Genomic DNA, 15,711 nt, shown 5'->3' with positions numbered 1-15,711 from the left:
ACCCCTCTCATGTACGAAGACCGCCCATCATTTCCCCCGCGATCGACCGGAGGCGGGATCCGGGACAATGGGCCGGTGCCGGCACGCAGACTCGACCCAGGGAAGATCCGGGAGGCGCTCGACGCCCAGCTCGCCGATCTCGGACGGCCGCCGTTCGACGGTCCAGAGAGCATGGCGGGCAACGCATGTGTGCTGGCCGTGCTCGACGCCTACGACGCCGGGCTCACGCCGGTGAGGGCCGCCGCCCGCGCCGCCGTACGGCACCTGCTGGAGGACCTGGCCGCCCGGGCGCCGGGACGGTCGGTGGAGGTGCGGGTCCCCCCGTACGCCGCGGTGCAGTGCGTGGAGGGCCCCCGGCACACGCGGGGCACCCCGCCCAACGTCATCGAGACCGACCCCCGCACCTGGCTCGAACTGGCCACGGGCCGGCTGTCCTGGGCCGACGCCACCGAAGCCGGGAAGATCGCGGCCAGCGGCTCCCGGGCCGACCTGTCCGCGCTGCTGCCTGTCTGGTGAACCCCGCCCGGGTCACTGGAACCCGGAGAGCTTGTTCTGCACGCAGCGCTGCGCGTCCTCCTGGGTGGGGTAGAGCCGGCGGTCGAAGCACTCGCCGACGTGCCTGGTCGTGAACCAGTTGTAGAGCGCCACGCTCATGATCAGGGCGATCAGCAGGGTCAGCGTGCTCAGCACCACCCCTCCGACCGCCCTGCCCCGGTTGGAGTTCCTGGCGATCGCCACGATGCCGAGGACGAGCCCGACGACCGCCACGAGCGTGCCGACGCCGCAGACCAGCAGCAGGACGATCGAGCAGATCCCGAGCACCAGCGCGGCCGTCCCCAGCCCGCCGCCCGGCTGAGGCCCCCAGGGCCCACCGGGAGGTCCGCCAGGTCCCGGGGGCGGCGGCAGCGGCCCCCCGTACGGCGGCTGCCCGTAGGGAGGCTGCCCGTAGGGAGGCTGCCCGTAGGGAGGCTGGCCATAAGGAGGCGGGCCATAGGGTGGGCCTCCGTAGGGCGGGCCTGCGGGTCCTTCGGGCACTCCTGCCGACGGCTCCCGCTCCTCCGGAGCCCCCGGGCCGTTCGGCTCCCGTGGGCGCCCGGGGTCGTCGGGTGTCGCCACGATCATCCCTCCCGTACCGATTCTGGGCCATATCCGATTCTTGGGGCCTGACCGGAACCCCAGGCTCCCCCGAAATCCGCCTGTGAGCAGGGGAGACACGGCAAAGGGCGGGTGATGCTTCCGGCGCCTGACGGGCATGCCCAGGTTTGAGCAGCGCCAATGCCCAAATAGACTCAAGTACGTGTTGAAGGGCGACGGCCGGCTGGGCCATGACCTCGACCCCCAGGACCGCGCTCCGAAGGACGCCTGTGGCGTCTTCGGCGTATGGGCGCCCGGGGAGGACGTCTCCAAACTCACCTACTACGGCCTCTACGCACTGCAGCACCGCGGGCAGGAGTCCGCGGGCATCGCGGTCAGCGAGGGCAACCGCATCCTCGTCTACAAGGACATGGGCCTGGTGGCCCAGGTCTTCGACGAGTCGATCCTCGGCACCCTGCGGGGGCACCTGTCTATCGGACACTGCCGCTACTCCACCACCGGATCGAGCGTCTGGGAGAACGCGCAGCCCACGCTGAACTCGAGCGACGGCAAGGGGCTGGCGCTCGCCCACAACGGCAACCTGATCAACACCGCCTACCTCGCCGAACGGCTCGCGCCGGGCTCCACCCGGGCGACGACCGACACCGAGGTGCTCACCGCTCTCCTGGCGCAGGACTCCTCGCGCCCGGTCGAGGACGTGGCGGCCGAGCTGCTCCCGGAGGTCAAGGGCGCCTACTCGCTCGTCTGGATGAACGAGACGACGCTGTTCGCCGCCCGCGACCCGCAGGGCATCCGCCCGCTCGTGCTGGGCCGGCTGGAGCGCGGCTGGGTGGTCGCGTCCGAGACCGCCGCCCTCGACATCGTCGGCGCGTCGTTCATCCGCGAGATCGAGCCCGGCGAACTGCTGACCATCGACGAGCGCGGGGTCCGCTCGCGCCGCTTCGCGCCGGCCGAGCCCAAGGGCTGCCTGTTCGAGTACGTCTACCTCGCCCGGCCCGACACCACGATCGCCGGGCGTGGCGTGCAGTCCACCCGGGTCGAGGTCGGCCGCGTGCTGGCCCGCGAACACCCGGTGGACGCCGATCTCGTGATCCCCACGCCCGAGTCCGGCACCCCCGCCGCCATCGGCTACGCCGAGCAGAGCGGCATCCCGTACGGCCAAGGCCTGGTGAAGAACTCCTACGTCGGCCGGACGTTCATCCAGCCGTCGCAGACCATCCGCCAGCTCGGCATCCGCCTCAAGCTCAACCCGCTGCGCGAGGTCATCGAGGGCAAGCGCCTGGTGGTCGTGGACGACTCGATCGTCCGCGGCAACACCCAGCGGGCCATCGTGAAGATGCTGCGTGAGGCCGGGGCCAGCGAGGTCCACGTCCGGATCTCCTCACCCCCGGTCGCCTGGCCGTGCTTCTACGGCATCGACTTCGCCACGCGGGCGGAGCTGATCGCCGGGTCGCTGTCGGTCGAGGAGATCCGCTCCTCGCTCGGCGCCGACTCCCTCGGGTACATCTCCCTTGAGGGGCTCACCCGGGCGACGACGCTGCCCGCCGACCGGCTCTGCCGCGCGTGCTTCACCGGTGAGTACCCCATTCCGATCGAGGACGACAGGGTGGGCAAGTTCGTGCTGGAGGCTCAGCGATGACCAGCTACGCCGACGCCGGCGTCGACATCGAGGCCGGCGACCGCGCGGTCGAGCTGATGAAGTCCCGGGTGGCGCGCTCCCGGCGCCCGGAGGTCGTGGACGACGCCAGCGGCTTCGCCGGGCTCTTCGACGCCTCGGCGTTCCTGCGCTACCGCAGGCCGCTGCTGGCCACGTCCACGGACGGCGTGGGCACCAAGGTCATGCTGGCCCAGCAGCTCGGCAAGCACGACACGATCGGCATCGACCTCGTCGGCATGGTCGTGGACGACCTCGTGGTCTGCGGGGCCGAGCCGCTGTTCATGACCGACTACATCGCGTGCGGCAAGGTCGTGCCCGAGCGGATCGCCGACATCGTGGGCGGCGTGGCCGAGGGATGCCGGCTCGCGGGCTGCGCGCTGGTCGGCGGGGAGACCGCCGAGCACCCCGGGGCGATGGGCCCCGACGAGTACGACCTCGCGGGCGCCGGCACCGGGGTCGTCGAGGCGGACGAGATGCTCGGCCCCGACCGGGTCGTGCCCGGGGACGTGGTGCTCGGGCTGGCCTCCAGTGGCGTCCACTCCAACGGCTACTCACTGGTCAGGCACGTGATCAAGACCGCCGGGCTCGGCCTGGAGCAGGAGCTGCCCGAGCTGGGCCGCACGCTCGGCGAGGAGTTGCTGGAGCCCACCCGCGTCTATTCGCTCGACTGCCTGGCGCTCATCCGGGAGACCGAGGTGCACGCCCTGGCCCACATCACCGGGGGCGGGTTGGCGGCCAACCTGGCCAGGTCCCTGCCGGGCACGGTGGACGCCCTTCTCGACCGGAGCTCCTGGACCCCGCCCGCGATCTTCGAGGTGCTGGCCGGGCGCGGCGGCGTGCCCCAGGAGGAGATGGACAAGACGTTCAACCTCGGGGTGGGCATGTGCGCGATCGTCCCGGTGGCGGAGGCCGACAAGGCACTCGCCCTGCTGAACGGTCGCGGCCTGCCCGCCTGGGTGCTGGGCGAGGTCGTCCCGGGCGAGGGACGAGCCCGTTTCCGTCAGTGAGGTCCGGGCCGCCCGGCCCGATGGACGATCGCCGGATGGAGGTCGTGGCGTGACGGCCACGGCGGGTCGTCCGGAGCACCGCAGCCGGGCGGTCGCGCGTCATTGTGGCCGGCGCCACCCGCATGCGATCCGTCACATCGGGAGGTGCGGCCACGGCGGACTCCCGGGGTCGCCCCCGCGAGCATCCGAGCAGCATCCCGTCGCGGCGACCACAAGGGGCCCAAGGGATGGGGTCCGGGCGGCAGCAAGGGACATCCGGCTACACAAGACGCACCAGTTCGACAGCCCGGCCGACTCGACGAATGGTGAAACACGCCGATGACGCCGACCGACTGTGACCATGCGGCCGGCCGGCTCTCACCCCGCGCCCGTCTCCGTACCGGAGACGAGGCATGCGAGAGAGCGCTCGCGGACATTGAGAGAACCCGGCGGGAACGTCCCCGCCGGGTCACTCACCTGGCGATCAGAACCGGGTCAACGCCGCCCACGGCGATCGTCGTCGCCGTCGTCGTCGTCGACGGCCGCGTAATCGGCGTAGCGATCAGCCAACTCGTCGTAAGGGTCATGCTCGTCACTGTGGCCGGAATCGTCGGCGTCCACGACTCCGAGCTCCGCGCGCAGGCGCTCAAGATCCGTACCGCCGCTGTTGTACTTCAGCTGACGGGCGACCTTGACCTGCTTGGCCTTGGCTCGGCCGCGCCCCATTGGCTCGACCCCCTCATGCGGGGCCGTGCCCGACCCCTCGTCACTAACGCACCGCGCACCGACGCCACCTGACTTCAGGCGTCAGTCTCTCGTTCGCCTATTACCGTACCTGGTTTGTGCGCCGCTCGGTACGTCGTACGAGCGGCGGCGGTCAGCGCCGGAGCCAAATACCCCTTAGCCGACCGATTTCTGACATTCTCCGCTCTGCCAGCCTATCCGCTGCGACGGCGGGAGGGACGCCTTCCTCCTCGGCCGAGCGGAAGATCTTCAAGGTCGTGTCGAAGATCTTCGCCGCCCGGGCGCGGGCCCGGTCCATGTCGAAGCCCTCGATCTCGTCGGCCACCTGGATGACCCCGCCGGAGTTCACGACGTAGTCCGGGGCGTACAGGATGCCCCGCTCGGCGAGCTGCTTCTCGACGCCGGTGTGGGCGAGCTGGTTGTTGGCGCCGCCGCAGACGATCTTCGCCTTGAGCCGGGGGACGGTCTCGTCGTCCAGCGCGCCGCCGAGGGCGCAGGGCGCGTACACGTCGATGTCGGAGCTCGCGAGCGTGGCGGCGTCGGGCACGACCTCGACGGCGGGGTGGCGCCGCCGCAGCCGTTCGACGGCCTGCTCGTCGACGTCGCAGACCACGACCTCGGCCCCGTCCTCGATCAGGTGGTCGACCAGGCGGTTGCCGACCTTGCCGACCCCCTCGACCCCGACCCGCCTGCCGCTCAGGGAGGAGGCGCCGTACACGTGGTCGGCGGCGGCCCGCATGCCCTGGAACACGCCGAACGCGGTGAGGATGGAGGAGTCTCCGGCGCCGCCGTGCGCCGGGGTGCGGCCGGTGACGTAGGAGCACTCGCGCGCCACCACGTCCATGTCCTCGCTGTAGGTGCCCACGTCGCAGGCCGTGTAGTAGCGCCCGCCGAGCGACTGGACGAACCTGCCGTAGGCCCGCAGGAGAGCCTCGCTCTTGTCGGTCGCGGGGTCGCCGATGATGACGGCCTTGGCGCCGCCGTGGTCGAGGCCGGCCAGCGCGTTCTTGTACGCCATGGCCCGGGAGAGGTTGAGCACGTCGGCGAGTGCGGCCTGCTCGCTCTGGTAGGGATAGAACCGGGTGCCGCCGAGCCCCGGTCCGAGGGCGGTGCTGTAGATCGCGATGATGGCGTAAAGGCCGCTGCGCTCGTCGGAGCAGAAGACGACCTGTTCGTGTCGCACCGGCTGGGCGGGGTTCGTGTCGCCGCCGGAGCTGGGATCCTTGTGGGACAGCCCGAAAACGTCGGTCACGGTGGTGACTCCTGATCGTGTACGCCGCCTCGTTGTGGCGATCGGCCTTCAGCTTATCCGACACACCCACGAAACGATCATGAAAAGCCGGAACGGTGCTGCACATGTGTCCGGCGACGTGGCACGATTCTGGTGTGCTCCCCTACGCCGCCTATCTCCGTGTGTACGAGCCGCTGACCGCTTTCGCCCCTCAGGATCAGGCTCGGTGGGCCCGGTACGCCGAATCGCGCGACCGGCCGCGCCGGGCAGGCGCGCTCGAGGTCGAACACGGCGAGGCGGTCCGCCGCCTGCTGCCGGTCCCGCCACTCCCGGCGCCCGAACGGGAGAGCCCCAACGCGTACCTGCGCCGGGTGGAGGAGACGTTGTATGTCTGCCCCTGGCAGAGCAGGCTGCGGTCGTGGCTGGCGTTCGCGTCGTTCCGGGGGAGCGTCCCGGTCAAGCTCGCCTCCCGGTTCGTGCCCCAGGCCATCGCGGAGCAGACCGCCGACGACTTCGACCGGTTCAAGCGGGGAGAGCAGTCCCTGCGCACCCACATCCGCACGAGCACCTGGCATGTGCCGATCGCGTGGTTCGTGCCGTTCGACTCGGCCGAGCGCTGGCTCGTGCTGGGCTCGGAGCAGCCGTCCGAGGCGGGCGCGCAGACCACCGCCGCACCGCCCAGGAACATGCTGTACGTCACCTCGATGGCACAGGCCCGGCGCCGGGTGGCCCGGGCGCTGGTGGTGATCCGCAGGCACGTCGGACAGGTGGCGGCCCTCACCGAGGTCGAGGAGGTGGGCCGCTGGCTGGAGGAGTTCCACCCGCACTCGCTGGTGGAACTCGACTACGGCGGCCTCGTCCATCTGATGGACGACAGGACCCTCCAGGGCGACCAGTCCGTCGCCGAGGTGGCGACGGCCCTCGCGGGTTTGGACAACGGTCAGGAAGAACTTGCCTTCGCGATGTATCAGCGGGTGATCCTCCGCTGGAGGTCGATCCGCGCCCTGGAATCGGCAAACTGACGGTCATGAACATGCCCTGACCTGCCGATTCTGGTCATGGCATAGTCGATCTCACATCTACGAACTGAGTAGTTTGCCGTTTTCACTGCGATACCACGAAACGTGTCGCTAGAATCACCCAGCGTGACATCAACCCGTGGTCGAGACGTTGTGCCCAGAGGGCTCGCCAATCGCACTACGTGGCTGTATGGTCACATCGGGTGATGCCGTAAATGATCCTAGAAACCGCACGTTTTGGATCATTGAAGGACATCCGTGACAGTGCCGTGACCGACAAGATTTGCCCGAACGAAGCGGTGTCCAGAGTGGCGCGACGCGACCGGGCAGGGATTGACGGAAGGGGCACTTGCGCCAGACAAGTCGCAGGATCGCTGCCGGCGGTCCACACGGAGGAGAGGCCGCACAAATGTCAGCTCGTACACCCGAGGCCGAGCCGCTGCTCACCCCGGCGGAGGTCGCCACGATGTTCCGCGTCGACCCCAAGACCGTCACCCGGTGGGCGAAGGCGGGCAAGTTGACGTCCATCCGCACCCTCGGCGGTCACCGGCGGTACCGGGAGACCGAGGTCCGGGCACTGCTCGCGGGGATTCCGCAGCAGCGGTCCGAGTAGGACGTGGCCGTCACGCCACGGGGGGAACGACGGCGCGCTCGCGTCGGGGATGTGAGCGCGTCCACCACACTCCCGTGACCGCTACGGGTCATGGGAGGGATCTGGGGTCGGCGCCGCCCGCCCGGCGCCTCCCCGCGTGCACGGTCCGTCCGCCCCCGGCGACTCCCCGTCTCCCCATGCGTACGCCCTGGTCTTCGCACCTCGGGCGGCTCGCGAACGGGGTGAGGGGTTCAGGGAACGGCCTCACGGTCCGCAGATGCCGGGTGCACGGGCAGCAGGGTCTCCAGCAGCACCCGCAACCCGGGATCATGCCCGCTCGCCGCCCCCAGGAGCGCGACCAGCTGGTCCACCAGGAGGCGCTCCAGCTCGGCCCGCTCCATGTCGCGGTGCTCCAGCCAGTCGAGGCCGGCCGTCTCCACCGAGGCGACCCACGACCTGAGCGTGACACGCAACGCCGGACCGGGCGCGTCGACCCCCATCTGATGAACGATCATGCGCAGCATGCGCTGCCGCACCCCGTCGACGATCTCGCCGATCTCCCCGGCGCGGTTGGCCGGGCCTCCCCTGAGCAACGCGGCGAAGCCGGCCGCGTGCTCCTCGACGAAGTCGAAGTAACGCGTCAGGCCCGAGCTGAGCTGCTCCAGCGGCCCGCCCTCGCCCTGCTGCTGTAACCGCGCCTGCAGTTCGGCCGCCGCGCTGCGCAGGGCCGCCACGTAGAGCTCCTGCTTGCCGCCGAAGTAGTGGTAGACGAGCGCCCTCGACGCGCCCGCGGAAGCCGCCACGTCGTCGATCGAGACGTCCTCGGCGTCGTGCCTGCTGAACAGCTCGAGCGCGGCGGCGATGAGCTCTTCCCGCCGCCGGTCCACGCTGAGCCTGCGACGCGCCGGACGTGCGCCGTCTTCCGCTTGGCGTGTGGCACTCACACTCCGCACCCTAGCGAATCGGCCCCCTGGGAGGGGGACCGGCCGGATCAAGGGTCCCCCTCGAAACCCCTCCCGGTTCCGGCCTCCTACCCATGGTGCGGCTAACCTTCCCAACGCCCGATTAGAGGAAGGATCCTGTCTTACCGCGATCAACCCGTACCCTCTGGGCAACTCGATCGTTTGGTGTGTCAGGTGCACGTCCACGCATCGTGGGGAGAACCATGTCAGGACCGTCCATGCAGACCACTGCCCGGAAAGACGTCGGGGTCACGATCCCCACCGGCGGACTGTCCGATGGGTTCAGCCCGCGGCCACGCCCGACGATCCGCAACGTGGCCGAGCGGGCAGGCGTCTCCAAGTCGCTGGTGTCTCTCGTGCTGCGGGGCTCCCCGCATGTGAGCGAGCATCGCAGGGAGGCGGTCCTCCAGGCCGCCCGGGAGCTCGGCTACCGCCCGAACGCGGTCGCCCGCAGTCTGGTCGAGGGACGCACCCACCTGGTGGGCGCGCTCGTGGCCGACCTGCACAACCCCTTCTACGCCGAGTTCCTCGACGGCCTGCAGGAGAGCCTGCACGGCGACGGGCTGCGGCTGCTGATCGGCAGCGGCCGCTGGGACCCGGCGTTCGAGGACGAGGCCGTCGAGGCCTTCCTCGAGCTGAGGGTGGACGGACTGGTCCTGCTCGGGGTGGCGCCGTCCAGCGACACCTTGGCCGAGGCCGCGGCCTACACGCCGACCGTGGTGGTCGGCGAACGCGACGTCGAACTCGAGGGCGTGGACATCGTCGTCGACGACGACCAGCTCGGCGCCCGCTTCGCCGTGGACCACCTCGTGGAGCTGGGCCACCGGCGCATCGCCCACATCGAGGGCGCCCCGTCGTCGGCCGCCCGCTGCCGCTGCGAGGGCTACCTGGTGGCCATGCGCCGCCACGCGCTGGCGCCGTACATCATGGTCGAGCACGGCGACTTCAGCGAGGAGGGCGGCAGGCGCGCCGCACTTGCGCTGCTGAAGCGCGAGCCCCGGCCGACGGCGATCTTCGCGGCGAACGACATCGTGGCCATGGGCGTGCTGAGCGCGGCGAGCGAGCTGGGGCTGCGGGTGCCCGAGGACCTGTCGGTCGTCGGATACGACAACACGCATCTCGCCTCCGTCACCCACATCTCGCTGACCAGCGTGGACCAGCCCCGGCGGGCCATGGGCCGCTCGGCGGCGGCGCTGCTGAGCGACCGCATCACCGAGCCGGGCAAGACCGCCCGGCTGCGGCAGGTGAGCCCGCAACTCGTCGTACGGCGCAGCACCGGGCCCGCTCCAAGCGGTGGCCAAGGCTAGGTCAATCACCGACGTGTCCCCTCGCGGCCGGTGTTGACTTCAGCCGTGGCGCCGGCCCCCGGCGGGTCGCGGAAGGGCTGCCCGCGGGCCGGCGACCGGGAATCGGGGGGATTCATGCGTGATCCTGAGTTGGTCTCCTGCGCTCAGCGGGCCGCCGGCGAACTGGAGCGGGCCTGGGCGCACTGGAGGGAGAGCCGGGGGCTGGACAGCGATGACGTCGCCGAGTCGGTCGCGAGCTACGTCGCCCACTCGATAGACCACCCCTGGGGACGGCCCCGCGTGGTGCTGGGCCTTGACGCCGAGGACGCCCGTGAGCTGGCCGCTCTCCTGCACCGGCAGGAGGTCCCCGAGCCGGCGTGGGTGGGCAGGTTTCCGGCATAACGGTCTGATCACGACTCCGTTCCGGTTAGGTTGGGGAGACCACACCTCCGGGAAGGGATCTCGACCGTGATCAGACGACCACTCGCCGCCGCAGCCCTGGCCCTGTGCGGGGTCGGAGCCGTCGCCTGCGGCGGCGCTGAGGTCTCCGACACGGGGGCCTCGGCCCCCGCCGCCTCGCCCCGGCTCGGACGGCCGGCCGCGACCCAGGACCAGGCGGACGCGTCCGAGACGGCCGCCCCGACCACGCGTACGGCCGCCTCCGAGACGGAGGCCCTGCCGCTGGCCGGGAAGGTCGTGGTCGTCGACCCGGGCCACAACGGCGGCAATTTCCGCCACACCAAGGAGATCAACCAGCTGGTCGACATCTCCAACCAGAAGAAGGCCTGCGACACGACCGGCACGTCGACGAACGACGGCTACACCGAGGCGGCCTTCACCTGGGACGTGTCCAACAGGCTCGCGAAGCTCCTGCGAGCCCAAGGGGCCACGGTCAAGCTCACCCGGACGAGCGGCACCGAGTGGGGTCCCTGCATCAACCAGCGGGCCGCCATCGGGAACAAGGCCCACGCGGACGCGGCGATCTCCATCCACGGCGACGGCGCGGCGGCGAACCTTCGCGGGTTCCACATCATCATGCCGAAGAAGATCGGCGGGCCGGTCGATCCGGTCGTGAAGGACTCGGCGCGGCTCGGCAAGAACGTGCGGGACGCCTTCCACAGCGGCACCGGCCTGCCGTACTCGAACTACATCGGCAAGCAGGCGCTGAACTACCGCAGCGACCTCGGCGGGCTCAACCTGTCGACGGTGCCGAAGATCTTCATCGAGTGCGGCAACATGCGCAACGCCAAGGACGCCGCCAGGTTCAAGGACCCCGCGTTCCGCGCGAAGATGGCCCAGTCGCTGGCGAAGGGCCTGGAGGCGTATCTCACCTCCGCCCGCTGACCGCACCTCAGCGGCTCTCAGCGGGCTGTGGACGAGGTGGCGGGACCGTCGGTGGGGTTTGGCATCATCGGCGGCATGAACCATCTCCTTCCCCTGCCGAGGCTCGCGGAGACGGGCTCAGGGTCGGCCGAGATCGCGCCCGGCTCCGCCGTGTCGGGCCCGGCCCCGCTCACCGACGCCGTACGGCTCGCGCTCCCCGTGCTCGACCTGAGGCCCGGCGACGCCGCCACGGCGGCCGTACGGGTGGAGGAGGATCCCCGGCTCGGGCCGGAGGCGTACGCGTTGACGATCTCGGGCGACGAGGTGCGCATCGCGGCCGGAGACCGGGCGGGCGCCTTCTACGCCGGGCAGACGCTGCGGCAACTCCTGCCGGCCGAGGCGTTCCGGTCGGCCCGCGTGCCGGGGACGTCCTGGACGGTCCCCTGCGGGCGTGTGGAGGACGCGCCGGGGTTCTCCTGGCGTGGCGCGCACCTCGACGTGGCCCGCAGCTTCCTGCCGAAGCGGGAGGTGCTGCGGATGATCGACCTGATGGCGCTGCACAAGCTGAACCGGCTGCATCTCCACCTGGCCGACGACCAGGGCTGGCGGGTGGAGAGCAGGGCGTTCCCGCTGCTGCACGAGGTGGGCTCGCACCGCCCCCGGACGATCACCAGCCGCAAGGGGGAGGAACTCTCCTTCGACGGTGTCCCCCACGGCGGCCACTACACGCTCTCCGACCTGACGGAGATCGCGGCATACGCCCGGGGGCGGGCGGTCACCGTCGTGCCCGAGATCGACGTGCCGGGCCACGCGTCCGCGGTGCTGGCCGCCTATCCCGCGCTGGCGTCCCGGCCGCAGGAGCGCTACGAGGTGCTGGACCGGTGGGGCATCTCGTCGGCGATCCTGTCCCCGCTTCCGGCGACCGTCGACTTCCTGACCACCGTGTTCGCCGAGATCGCCGACGCGCTGGGCGACGTGCCGTACTTCCACATCGGCGGTGACGAGTGCGTGCTCGACGACTGGGCGGCGTCGGCCGAGATCTCGGCGTACCAGTCCTCGCTGGGCCTGGAGAACACGGGTGATCTGCACGCCTGGTTCCTGCGCCGGCTCGCCGACGCACTGGCCGAGCGCGGCAGCCGCACGGTGGTGTGGGACGAGGCGTTCGTCAGCGGCAGGCTGAGGCCGGACACGATCGTGATGCCCTGGCGCGGGGAGCATGTCGCCCGGCGGGCCGCGGCGGCGGGGCACGACGTGGTGGCGACGCCGGTCTTCCCGATGTACTTCGACTACGCCGAGGCGGCCTCGCCCGAGGAGCCGGCCGGTCTGGGGGACGCGATCACCGTGGCCGACGTGGCGGCCTTCGCGCCCGCGCCATCCGACTGGCCGGAGGAGGAGCGTGCCCGGGTGATCGGCGTCCAGTTCCAGTTGTGGAGCGAGCGCATCCCGGACGGCCGGACGCTCGACTACCGCGCCTGGCCCCGGGGCTGCGCGGCGGCCGAGGTCGCGTGGACCGGCGGCCCGGCCGAGCCCGGGGACTTCTTCCGCCGCCTGGACACCCATCTGGAGCGGCTGGACGCGTTCGGCGTGGAATACCGCCCGCTGTCCGGGCCCCGGCCCTGGCAGCGGGGCGGCACCGGCTGGCGTCGGCACCGGCCTGGCGCCGTCGCCGTGCACGACGTGATGCGCCACCTGCACGAGCTCAGCCTGTCGGCCGACTCCACCCGGCCCAGCCTCTGACGCCGCGCCGCGTCGGCGACGTCTCTACGCCGCACCGTGTGGCTGGCGTCTCTAACGCCGCACCGCGTCGGCGACGCGCCGCACGCGGGAGCGGTCGCAGAGCACGTCGGTGCTGTCGACGTACTGGTCCACCGTTCCGGTGAGAGGCAACCGCCGCACCTCCGGATCGGTGATGGTCTCCAGCAGCGCCTCGGTGAAGCGCTCGGCGCGCAGCACCCGGTACGGCCGGTCGTGGTACGGCCGGGTGCGCGGATCGACGGGCCTGGTGAGGCCGAGGGCGTTGTGCAGGGCCGCGAGAGCCTCGTAGGCGGTGGCGAGGTGGCGCTCGCGGTCCCACCGGCCGGTGGCCGACACGGCCGCCCTGAGCACGGGCGCCAGGTCGGGGCCGCACGGCAGGGCGGCGAAGGCGCTGCCCAGCCACTTGCCGTACGGCGGGTAGCGACGGTGCATGAGCAGGGCGAGCCGGATGAGGTCCCGCACCAGGCGGGCGCAGGTGACGGCGGAGCCCAGTTCGTCACCGGCCTCGCCGGCGCGGCCCACGAACGCCTCCTCCTGGCATATGCGCCGCCACTGACAGGCCAGGACGTAGCGCCAGACGTCGTCGGGATACCAGGCGAGGCGCCGGCGGACCGGCAGGAGCAGCCCCAGGCCGTCGTGGAAGACCTCCCCCGCCGTGACCTCCGCGAGCGTCTGGGTGGGCGTCGCCAGCCAGTCGGTCAGGCCGACGCCCGCGAGCGGGTCGAACCCGAGGTGCCCGGTGAGCCATGTGGTCAGGTCGGCCGGCACCACTCCGTGCCGGCGCGGCCCGTCCGTCGTCTCCATACGCCGGGTGCCGTCCGACGCGGGCGGGCCGAAGTTCGTGGGATAGCCGAGGAACCGAGGCGGCAGGCTTTCGGCGAGCGCGGTGTCCACGGCCTCGCCGTGGGCGGCGGCGTCCTCGGGGCCCAGGAACAGCTGCAGCCGTGGGCCCCAGTCGTGGTCGGTGGACCGCTCGGTGTCGTACCCGAGCACCTCCGAGCCCGGACCGAGGAGGGCCGCCGTGTGCGTGAGGCCGCCGAAGCGCCGTGCCAGCAGCGGTGCCACCGCCTCCAGGTAGAACCGCCGCGACAGCTCCAGCCCGCGCACGTGCCCGTCTCCCATGACCGACATCCTCCGCAGGCTCCGTCGCGCGGGGCAACCGGCTTTCCAGGTGCGGCGGGGGATGTCACGCTCCGTCGAGGACCTCGGCGACGATGGCGGCCGCGATCTTCTCCGCGTCGAGGCCCTGGTAGGTGTCGATCACCTCGCGGATCCTCGCGGTCAGGCGCAGGTCGGCCTGGGCGGCGTCGCCGATGTGGCGCCCGGCCACCGCCACGGCGGCGGCGAGCTCGTAGGCCTCGGCCGGCCCGAGACCCTGCGGATCGACCTCGACGAGGACGCGAGCGCCGTTCTTCGGCGAGACCCGGACCTTCCACCGCCCGGACGGGCCGGAGACCGACAGCGTGTCCTTCCGCAGGGCCGGCGGGAACAGGACGACGGCCACCCGGCCCGCCGCGGCGAGGACCCGCTCGGCGAGCCTGCGTACGTCCTTCTTGGCGACGACGATCCTCCCGGAGCGGTTGATGATGCTCACGGAATCACCGCTGTCGGCCACGGCGATCCGCTCGCCGTCGGCCTGGTCGTAGATGGCGCTCATGGGGGGTCGCTCGCTTAGCTTTGTCGGGGCGGGCTGCGAGACTCCGCCCATGCATGATCTCGTACTTTCGGAGCGCATGATCGTGATCCGCCTTTTCCCATGCGAAGGCCGCAGCGGGCGAGCGGCATGAGCACGTCCGAGCGGTTCAGCCTGCGGCCGAGCGCCGAAGAGTGGCGGCACGCTTGGATCGCCCGCGGCGAGCTGCGCGACCAGCGGTTCGAGCTGCCGGCCGGAGTGTCGAGCGTGATCTTCGACCGGGCGCGGCTGGTGAACGTCGACTTCTCCGGAACGCGCTTCGCCGAGTTCATCGTCGAAAGCAGCGAGTTCGAGGGCTGCGACTTCTCCGGCACGGCCTTCGACAACCTGACGATGGGCGCCGGTCTCCGGCGGAGATGGAGGGGCGACGTGTGGCCGCAGTCGGTCTTCCGCGAGTGCGTGTTCCGGCGTACGCGCTTCGCGTCGCTCACCTCGTTCGGCAACGTCCGATTCGAGAGGTGCGTGTTCGACCGGGCGCGGCTGCGGCAGCAGACGTTCACGATGGAGGCCGAGTTCGTCGACTGCGTCTTCTCCGGACGGCTCCACGACATCAACTTCTGGGGCCGTCCCACCCGCAACCAGGCCGCGCTGGGCAGGGAGCACAACGCGTTCACCGGCAACGACTTCACCGCCGCCGAGCTGGACTACGTCGCCTTCAAGCACATCGACCTGCGCGCGCAGCGCTGGCCCGGCCCGCCCGGCTATGCGCTCCTCGACCGCGTCAGCGCGCGGGTGACGGCGGTGCTGCCGCTTGTGGATGCCTGGCCGGACGCGAAACATCGGAAGGAGGCCCGCTTCAGCCTGGAGTTCCTCGCCGGCAAGGCCGTGGAGCACAATGACGACCACGCGGTGGTGAGCCCGCTGGACATGGGCCGCAGGCTGCCGCCCGCCCTCCGCGAGGAGCTGTTCGAGGCGTTCAGGGGCACATCCAGCAATACATCCCCTGGTTGAGCCGTACGGCCGTGCGGGCCAGGTCCCGCAGGGCCGTGACCCGCTCGACCTCGAACTCGTCGAGGAGTTCCTCCTCGGCGTACTCGCCCAGCCGCGCGTCGTCCACGGCCGCGAGCGCCTCGACGGTCTCGGACGCCATGCGCTCCAGAGCCGGCCCCTCGTCGTCCCCCACGACCGTCTCGGTGTCGCCGAACTCGCTGAGGTCGCGCCCGCTGAGTTCGGCGACCAGCGTGTCGAGCTCGTCGAGCCACCCCTTGCAGTCCACGTACGGCAGGTCGGCCGCCCCCGGTCCGGCGGACAGGGCACGCCGGGCGGACCCGTCGGAATCGGCGGTGAAGTAGTCGACCAGGACACCCATGGCCGATCACCTTAACGCCGGAGCGCTGCCGTGTCAGCGGCCGCGTCAGCACGGCAACG

General features: G+C 71.2%; 17 protein-coding genes. 10 read left to right on the top strand and 7 right to left on the bottom strand.

Translation table 11 applies throughout. The features are described 5' to 3' along the window. Nucleotides 1–75 precede the first annotated feature (75 nt). Nucleotides 76–516 carry a sterol carrier family protein gene (locus tag IL992_RS17485; RefSeq protein WP_319018620.1) on the top strand — a complete coding sequence of 147 codons (441 nt, stop codon included), beginning with the start codon at nucleotides 76–78 and terminating at the stop codon, nucleotides 514–516. Nucleotides 517–528: 12 nt separating this feature from the next. Here IL992_RS17485 and IL992_RS17480 read toward each other — a convergent pair whose 3' ends face one another. Further along, on the bottom strand, nucleotides 529–822 hold the full coding sequence (locus IL992_RS17480; RefSeq protein ID WP_193204386.1) for a DUF4190 domain-containing protein: 294 nt from the start codon (nucleotides 820–822) through the stop codon (nucleotides 529–531). A 475-nt stretch (nucleotides 823–1,297) separates the two neighbouring features. On the opposite strand from IL992_RS17480, the gene purF reads away from it, so the two are divergent. Together purF and purM are read left to right on the top strand one after the other, a co-directional pair. Continuing rightward, nucleotides 1,298–2,734 carry an amidophosphoribosyltransferase gene (gene purF, locus IL992_RS17475; protein ID WP_193204385.1) on the top strand — a complete coding sequence of 479 codons (1,437 nt, stop codon included), beginning with the start codon at nucleotides 1,298–1,300 and terminating at the stop codon, nucleotides 2,732–2,734. Further along, nucleotides 2,731–3,759 carry a phosphoribosylformylglycinamidine cyclo-ligase gene (purM, locus tag IL992_RS17470; RefSeq protein WP_193204384.1) on the top strand — a complete coding sequence of 343 codons (1,029 nt, stop codon included), beginning with the start codon at nucleotides 2,731–2,733 and terminating at the stop codon, nucleotides 3,757–3,759. Before purF ends, purM begins: the two co-directional genes overlap by 4 nt. A 474-nt stretch (nucleotides 3,760–4,233) precedes the next feature. On the opposite strand, the gene IL992_RS17465 is transcribed toward purM, so the two are convergent. After that, nucleotides 4,234–4,464, bottom strand: a complete 231-nt coding sequence (locus tag IL992_RS17465; RefSeq protein ID WP_079315184.1) for a DUF3073 domain-containing protein — start codon at nucleotides 4,462–4,464, stop codon at nucleotides 4,234–4,236. Nucleotides 4,465–4,615: 151 nt separating this feature from the next. After that, complete coding sequence (locus IL992_RS17460) at nucleotides 4,616–5,734, bottom strand: Leu/Phe/Val dehydrogenase (protein WP_193204383.1); 1,119 nt, start codon at nucleotides 5,732–5,734, stop codon at nucleotides 4,616–4,618. A gap of 134 nt (nucleotides 5,735–5,868) precedes the next feature. Between IL992_RS17460 and IL992_RS17455 the strand changes: the two genes are divergently transcribed. Next, nucleotides 5,869–6,735 carry a hypothetical protein gene (locus tag IL992_RS17455; RefSeq protein ID WP_193204382.1) on the top strand — a complete coding sequence of 289 codons (867 nt, stop codon included), beginning with the start codon at nucleotides 5,869–5,871 and terminating at the stop codon, nucleotides 6,733–6,735. 406 nt (nucleotides 6,736–7,141) lie between these two features. Continuing rightward, nucleotides 7,142–7,345, top strand: coding sequence for a developmental transcriptional regulator BldC (bldC, locus tag IL992_RS17450; protein WP_013133571.1), 204 nt, complete (start codon nucleotides 7,142–7,144; stop codon nucleotides 7,343–7,345). Between the two features lie 230 nt (nucleotides 7,346–7,575). On the opposite strand, the gene IL992_RS17445 is transcribed toward bldC, so the two are convergent. Continuing rightward, entirely contained in the window at nucleotides 7,576–8,268 is a 693-nt protein-coding gene (locus IL992_RS17445; protein ID WP_319018619.1) for a TetR/AcrR family transcriptional regulator, read from the bottom strand. A gap of 221 nt (nucleotides 8,269–8,489) precedes the next feature. Between IL992_RS17445 and IL992_RS17440 the strand changes: the two genes are divergently transcribed. From IL992_RS17440 to IL992_RS17425, 4 genes are all read left to right on the top strand, one after another. After that, the gene (locus tag IL992_RS17440; protein ID WP_193204381.1) at nucleotides 8,490–9,593 is read left to right on the top strand and encodes a LacI family DNA-binding transcriptional regulator; all 1,104 of its coding nucleotides are present in this window, start codon (nucleotides 8,490–8,492) and stop codon (nucleotides 9,591–9,593) included. A 114-nt stretch (nucleotides 9,594–9,707) separates the two neighbouring features. Continuing rightward, nucleotides 9,708–9,974, top strand: a complete 267-nt coding sequence (locus tag IL992_RS17435) for a hypothetical protein (RefSeq protein WP_193204380.1) — start codon at nucleotides 9,708–9,710, stop codon at nucleotides 9,972–9,974. A gap of 66 nt (nucleotides 9,975–10,040) precedes the next feature. Continuing rightward, nucleotides 10,041–10,916 (top strand): N-acetylmuramoyl-L-alanine amidase, encoded by an 876-nt coding sequence (locus IL992_RS17430; protein ID WP_193204379.1) that lies wholly within the window; start codon nucleotides 10,041–10,043, stop codon nucleotides 10,914–10,916. A 75-nt stretch (nucleotides 10,917–10,991) separates the two neighbouring features. Next, entirely contained in the window at nucleotides 10,992–12,632 is a 1,641-nt protein-coding gene (locus IL992_RS17425; RefSeq protein ID WP_193204378.1) for a beta-N-acetylhexosaminidase, read from the top strand. Nucleotides 12,633–12,683: 51 nt separating this feature from the next. Here IL992_RS17425 and IL992_RS17420 read toward each other — a convergent pair whose 3' ends face one another. Beyond that, nucleotides 12,684–13,772 carry a DUF4037 domain-containing protein gene (locus IL992_RS17420; RefSeq protein WP_193204377.1) on the bottom strand — a complete coding sequence of 363 codons (1,089 nt, stop codon included), beginning with the start codon at nucleotides 13,770–13,772 and terminating at the stop codon, nucleotides 12,684–12,686. A gap of 64 nt (nucleotides 13,773–13,836) precedes the next feature. Further along, nucleotides 13,837–14,307, bottom strand: a complete 471-nt coding sequence (locus tag IL992_RS17415; protein WP_142561074.1) for a hypothetical protein — start codon at nucleotides 14,305–14,307, stop codon at nucleotides 13,837–13,839. 99 nt (nucleotides 14,308–14,406) lie between these two features. Here IL992_RS17415 and IL992_RS17410 point away from each other — a divergent pair, with 99 nt between their 5' ends. Then, nucleotides 14,407–15,294: a pentapeptide repeat-containing protein gene (locus IL992_RS17410; RefSeq protein ID WP_193204376.1), complete on the top strand. Its 888-nt coding sequence runs from the start codon at nucleotides 14,407–14,409 to the stop codon at nucleotides 15,292–15,294. Here IL992_RS17410 and IL992_RS17405 read toward each other — a convergent pair. Continuing rightward, a complete protein-coding gene (locus tag IL992_RS17405) occupies nucleotides 15,260–15,652 on the bottom strand; it encodes a hypothetical protein (protein ID WP_193204375.1) in 393 nt (130 codons plus the stop codon). The genes IL992_RS17410 and IL992_RS17405 overlap by 35 nt on opposite strands. Nucleotides 15,653–15,711: the final 59 nt, after the last annotated feature.

This window comes from Microbispora sitophila, assembly GCF_014892245.1.
GTDB classification, from domain to species: domain Bacteria; phylum Actinomycetota; class Actinomycetes; order Streptosporangiales; family Streptosporangiaceae; genus Microbispora; species Microbispora siamensis.
Note: the sequence above shows the minus strand (reverse complement) of the source record. Positions and strands in the feature narration are given on the sequence as shown.

What these genes read in the sequence shown, in the direction of transcription:
- purM (WP_193204384.1), top strand. Translation starts at nt 2,731, where the DNA reads ATGACCAGCTACGCCGACGCCGGCGTCGACATCGAGGCCGGCGACCGC.
- IL992_RS17465 (WP_079315184.1), bottom strand. Translation starts at nt 4,464, where the DNA reads ATGGGGCGCGGCCGAGCCAAGGCCAAGCAGGTCAAGGTCGCCCGTCAG.
- bldC (WP_013133571.1), top strand. Translation starts at nt 7,142, where the DNA reads ATGTCAGCTCGTACACCCGAGGCCGAGCCGCTGCTCACCCCGGCGGAG.
- IL992_RS17440 (WP_193204381.1), top strand. Translation starts at nt 8,490, where the DNA reads ATGTCAGGACCGTCCATGCAGACCACTGCCCGGAAAGACGTCGGGGTC.
- IL992_RS17435 (WP_193204380.1), top strand. Translation starts at nt 9,708, where the DNA reads ATGCGTGATCCTGAGTTGGTCTCCTGCGCTCAGCGGGCCGCCGGCGAA.
- IL992_RS17425 (WP_193204378.1), top strand. Translation starts at nt 10,992, where the DNA reads ATGAACCATCTCCTTCCCCTGCCGAGGCTCGCGGAGACGGGCTCAGGG.
- IL992_RS17420 (WP_193204377.1), bottom strand. Translation starts at nt 13,772, where the DNA reads ATGGGAGACGGGCACGTGCGCGGGCTGGAGCTGTCGCGGCGGTTCTAC.
- IL992_RS17415 (WP_142561074.1), bottom strand. Translation starts at nt 14,307, where the DNA reads ATGAGCGCCATCTACGACCAGGCCGACGGCGAGCGGATCGCCGTGGCC.
- IL992_RS17410 (WP_193204376.1), top strand. Translation starts at nt 14,407, where the DNA reads ATGCGAAGGCCGCAGCGGGCGAGCGGCATGAGCACGTCCGAGCGGTTC.
- IL992_RS17405 (WP_193204375.1), bottom strand. Translation starts at nt 15,652, where the DNA reads ATGGGTGTCCTGGTCGACTACTTCACCGCCGATTCCGACGGGTCCGCC.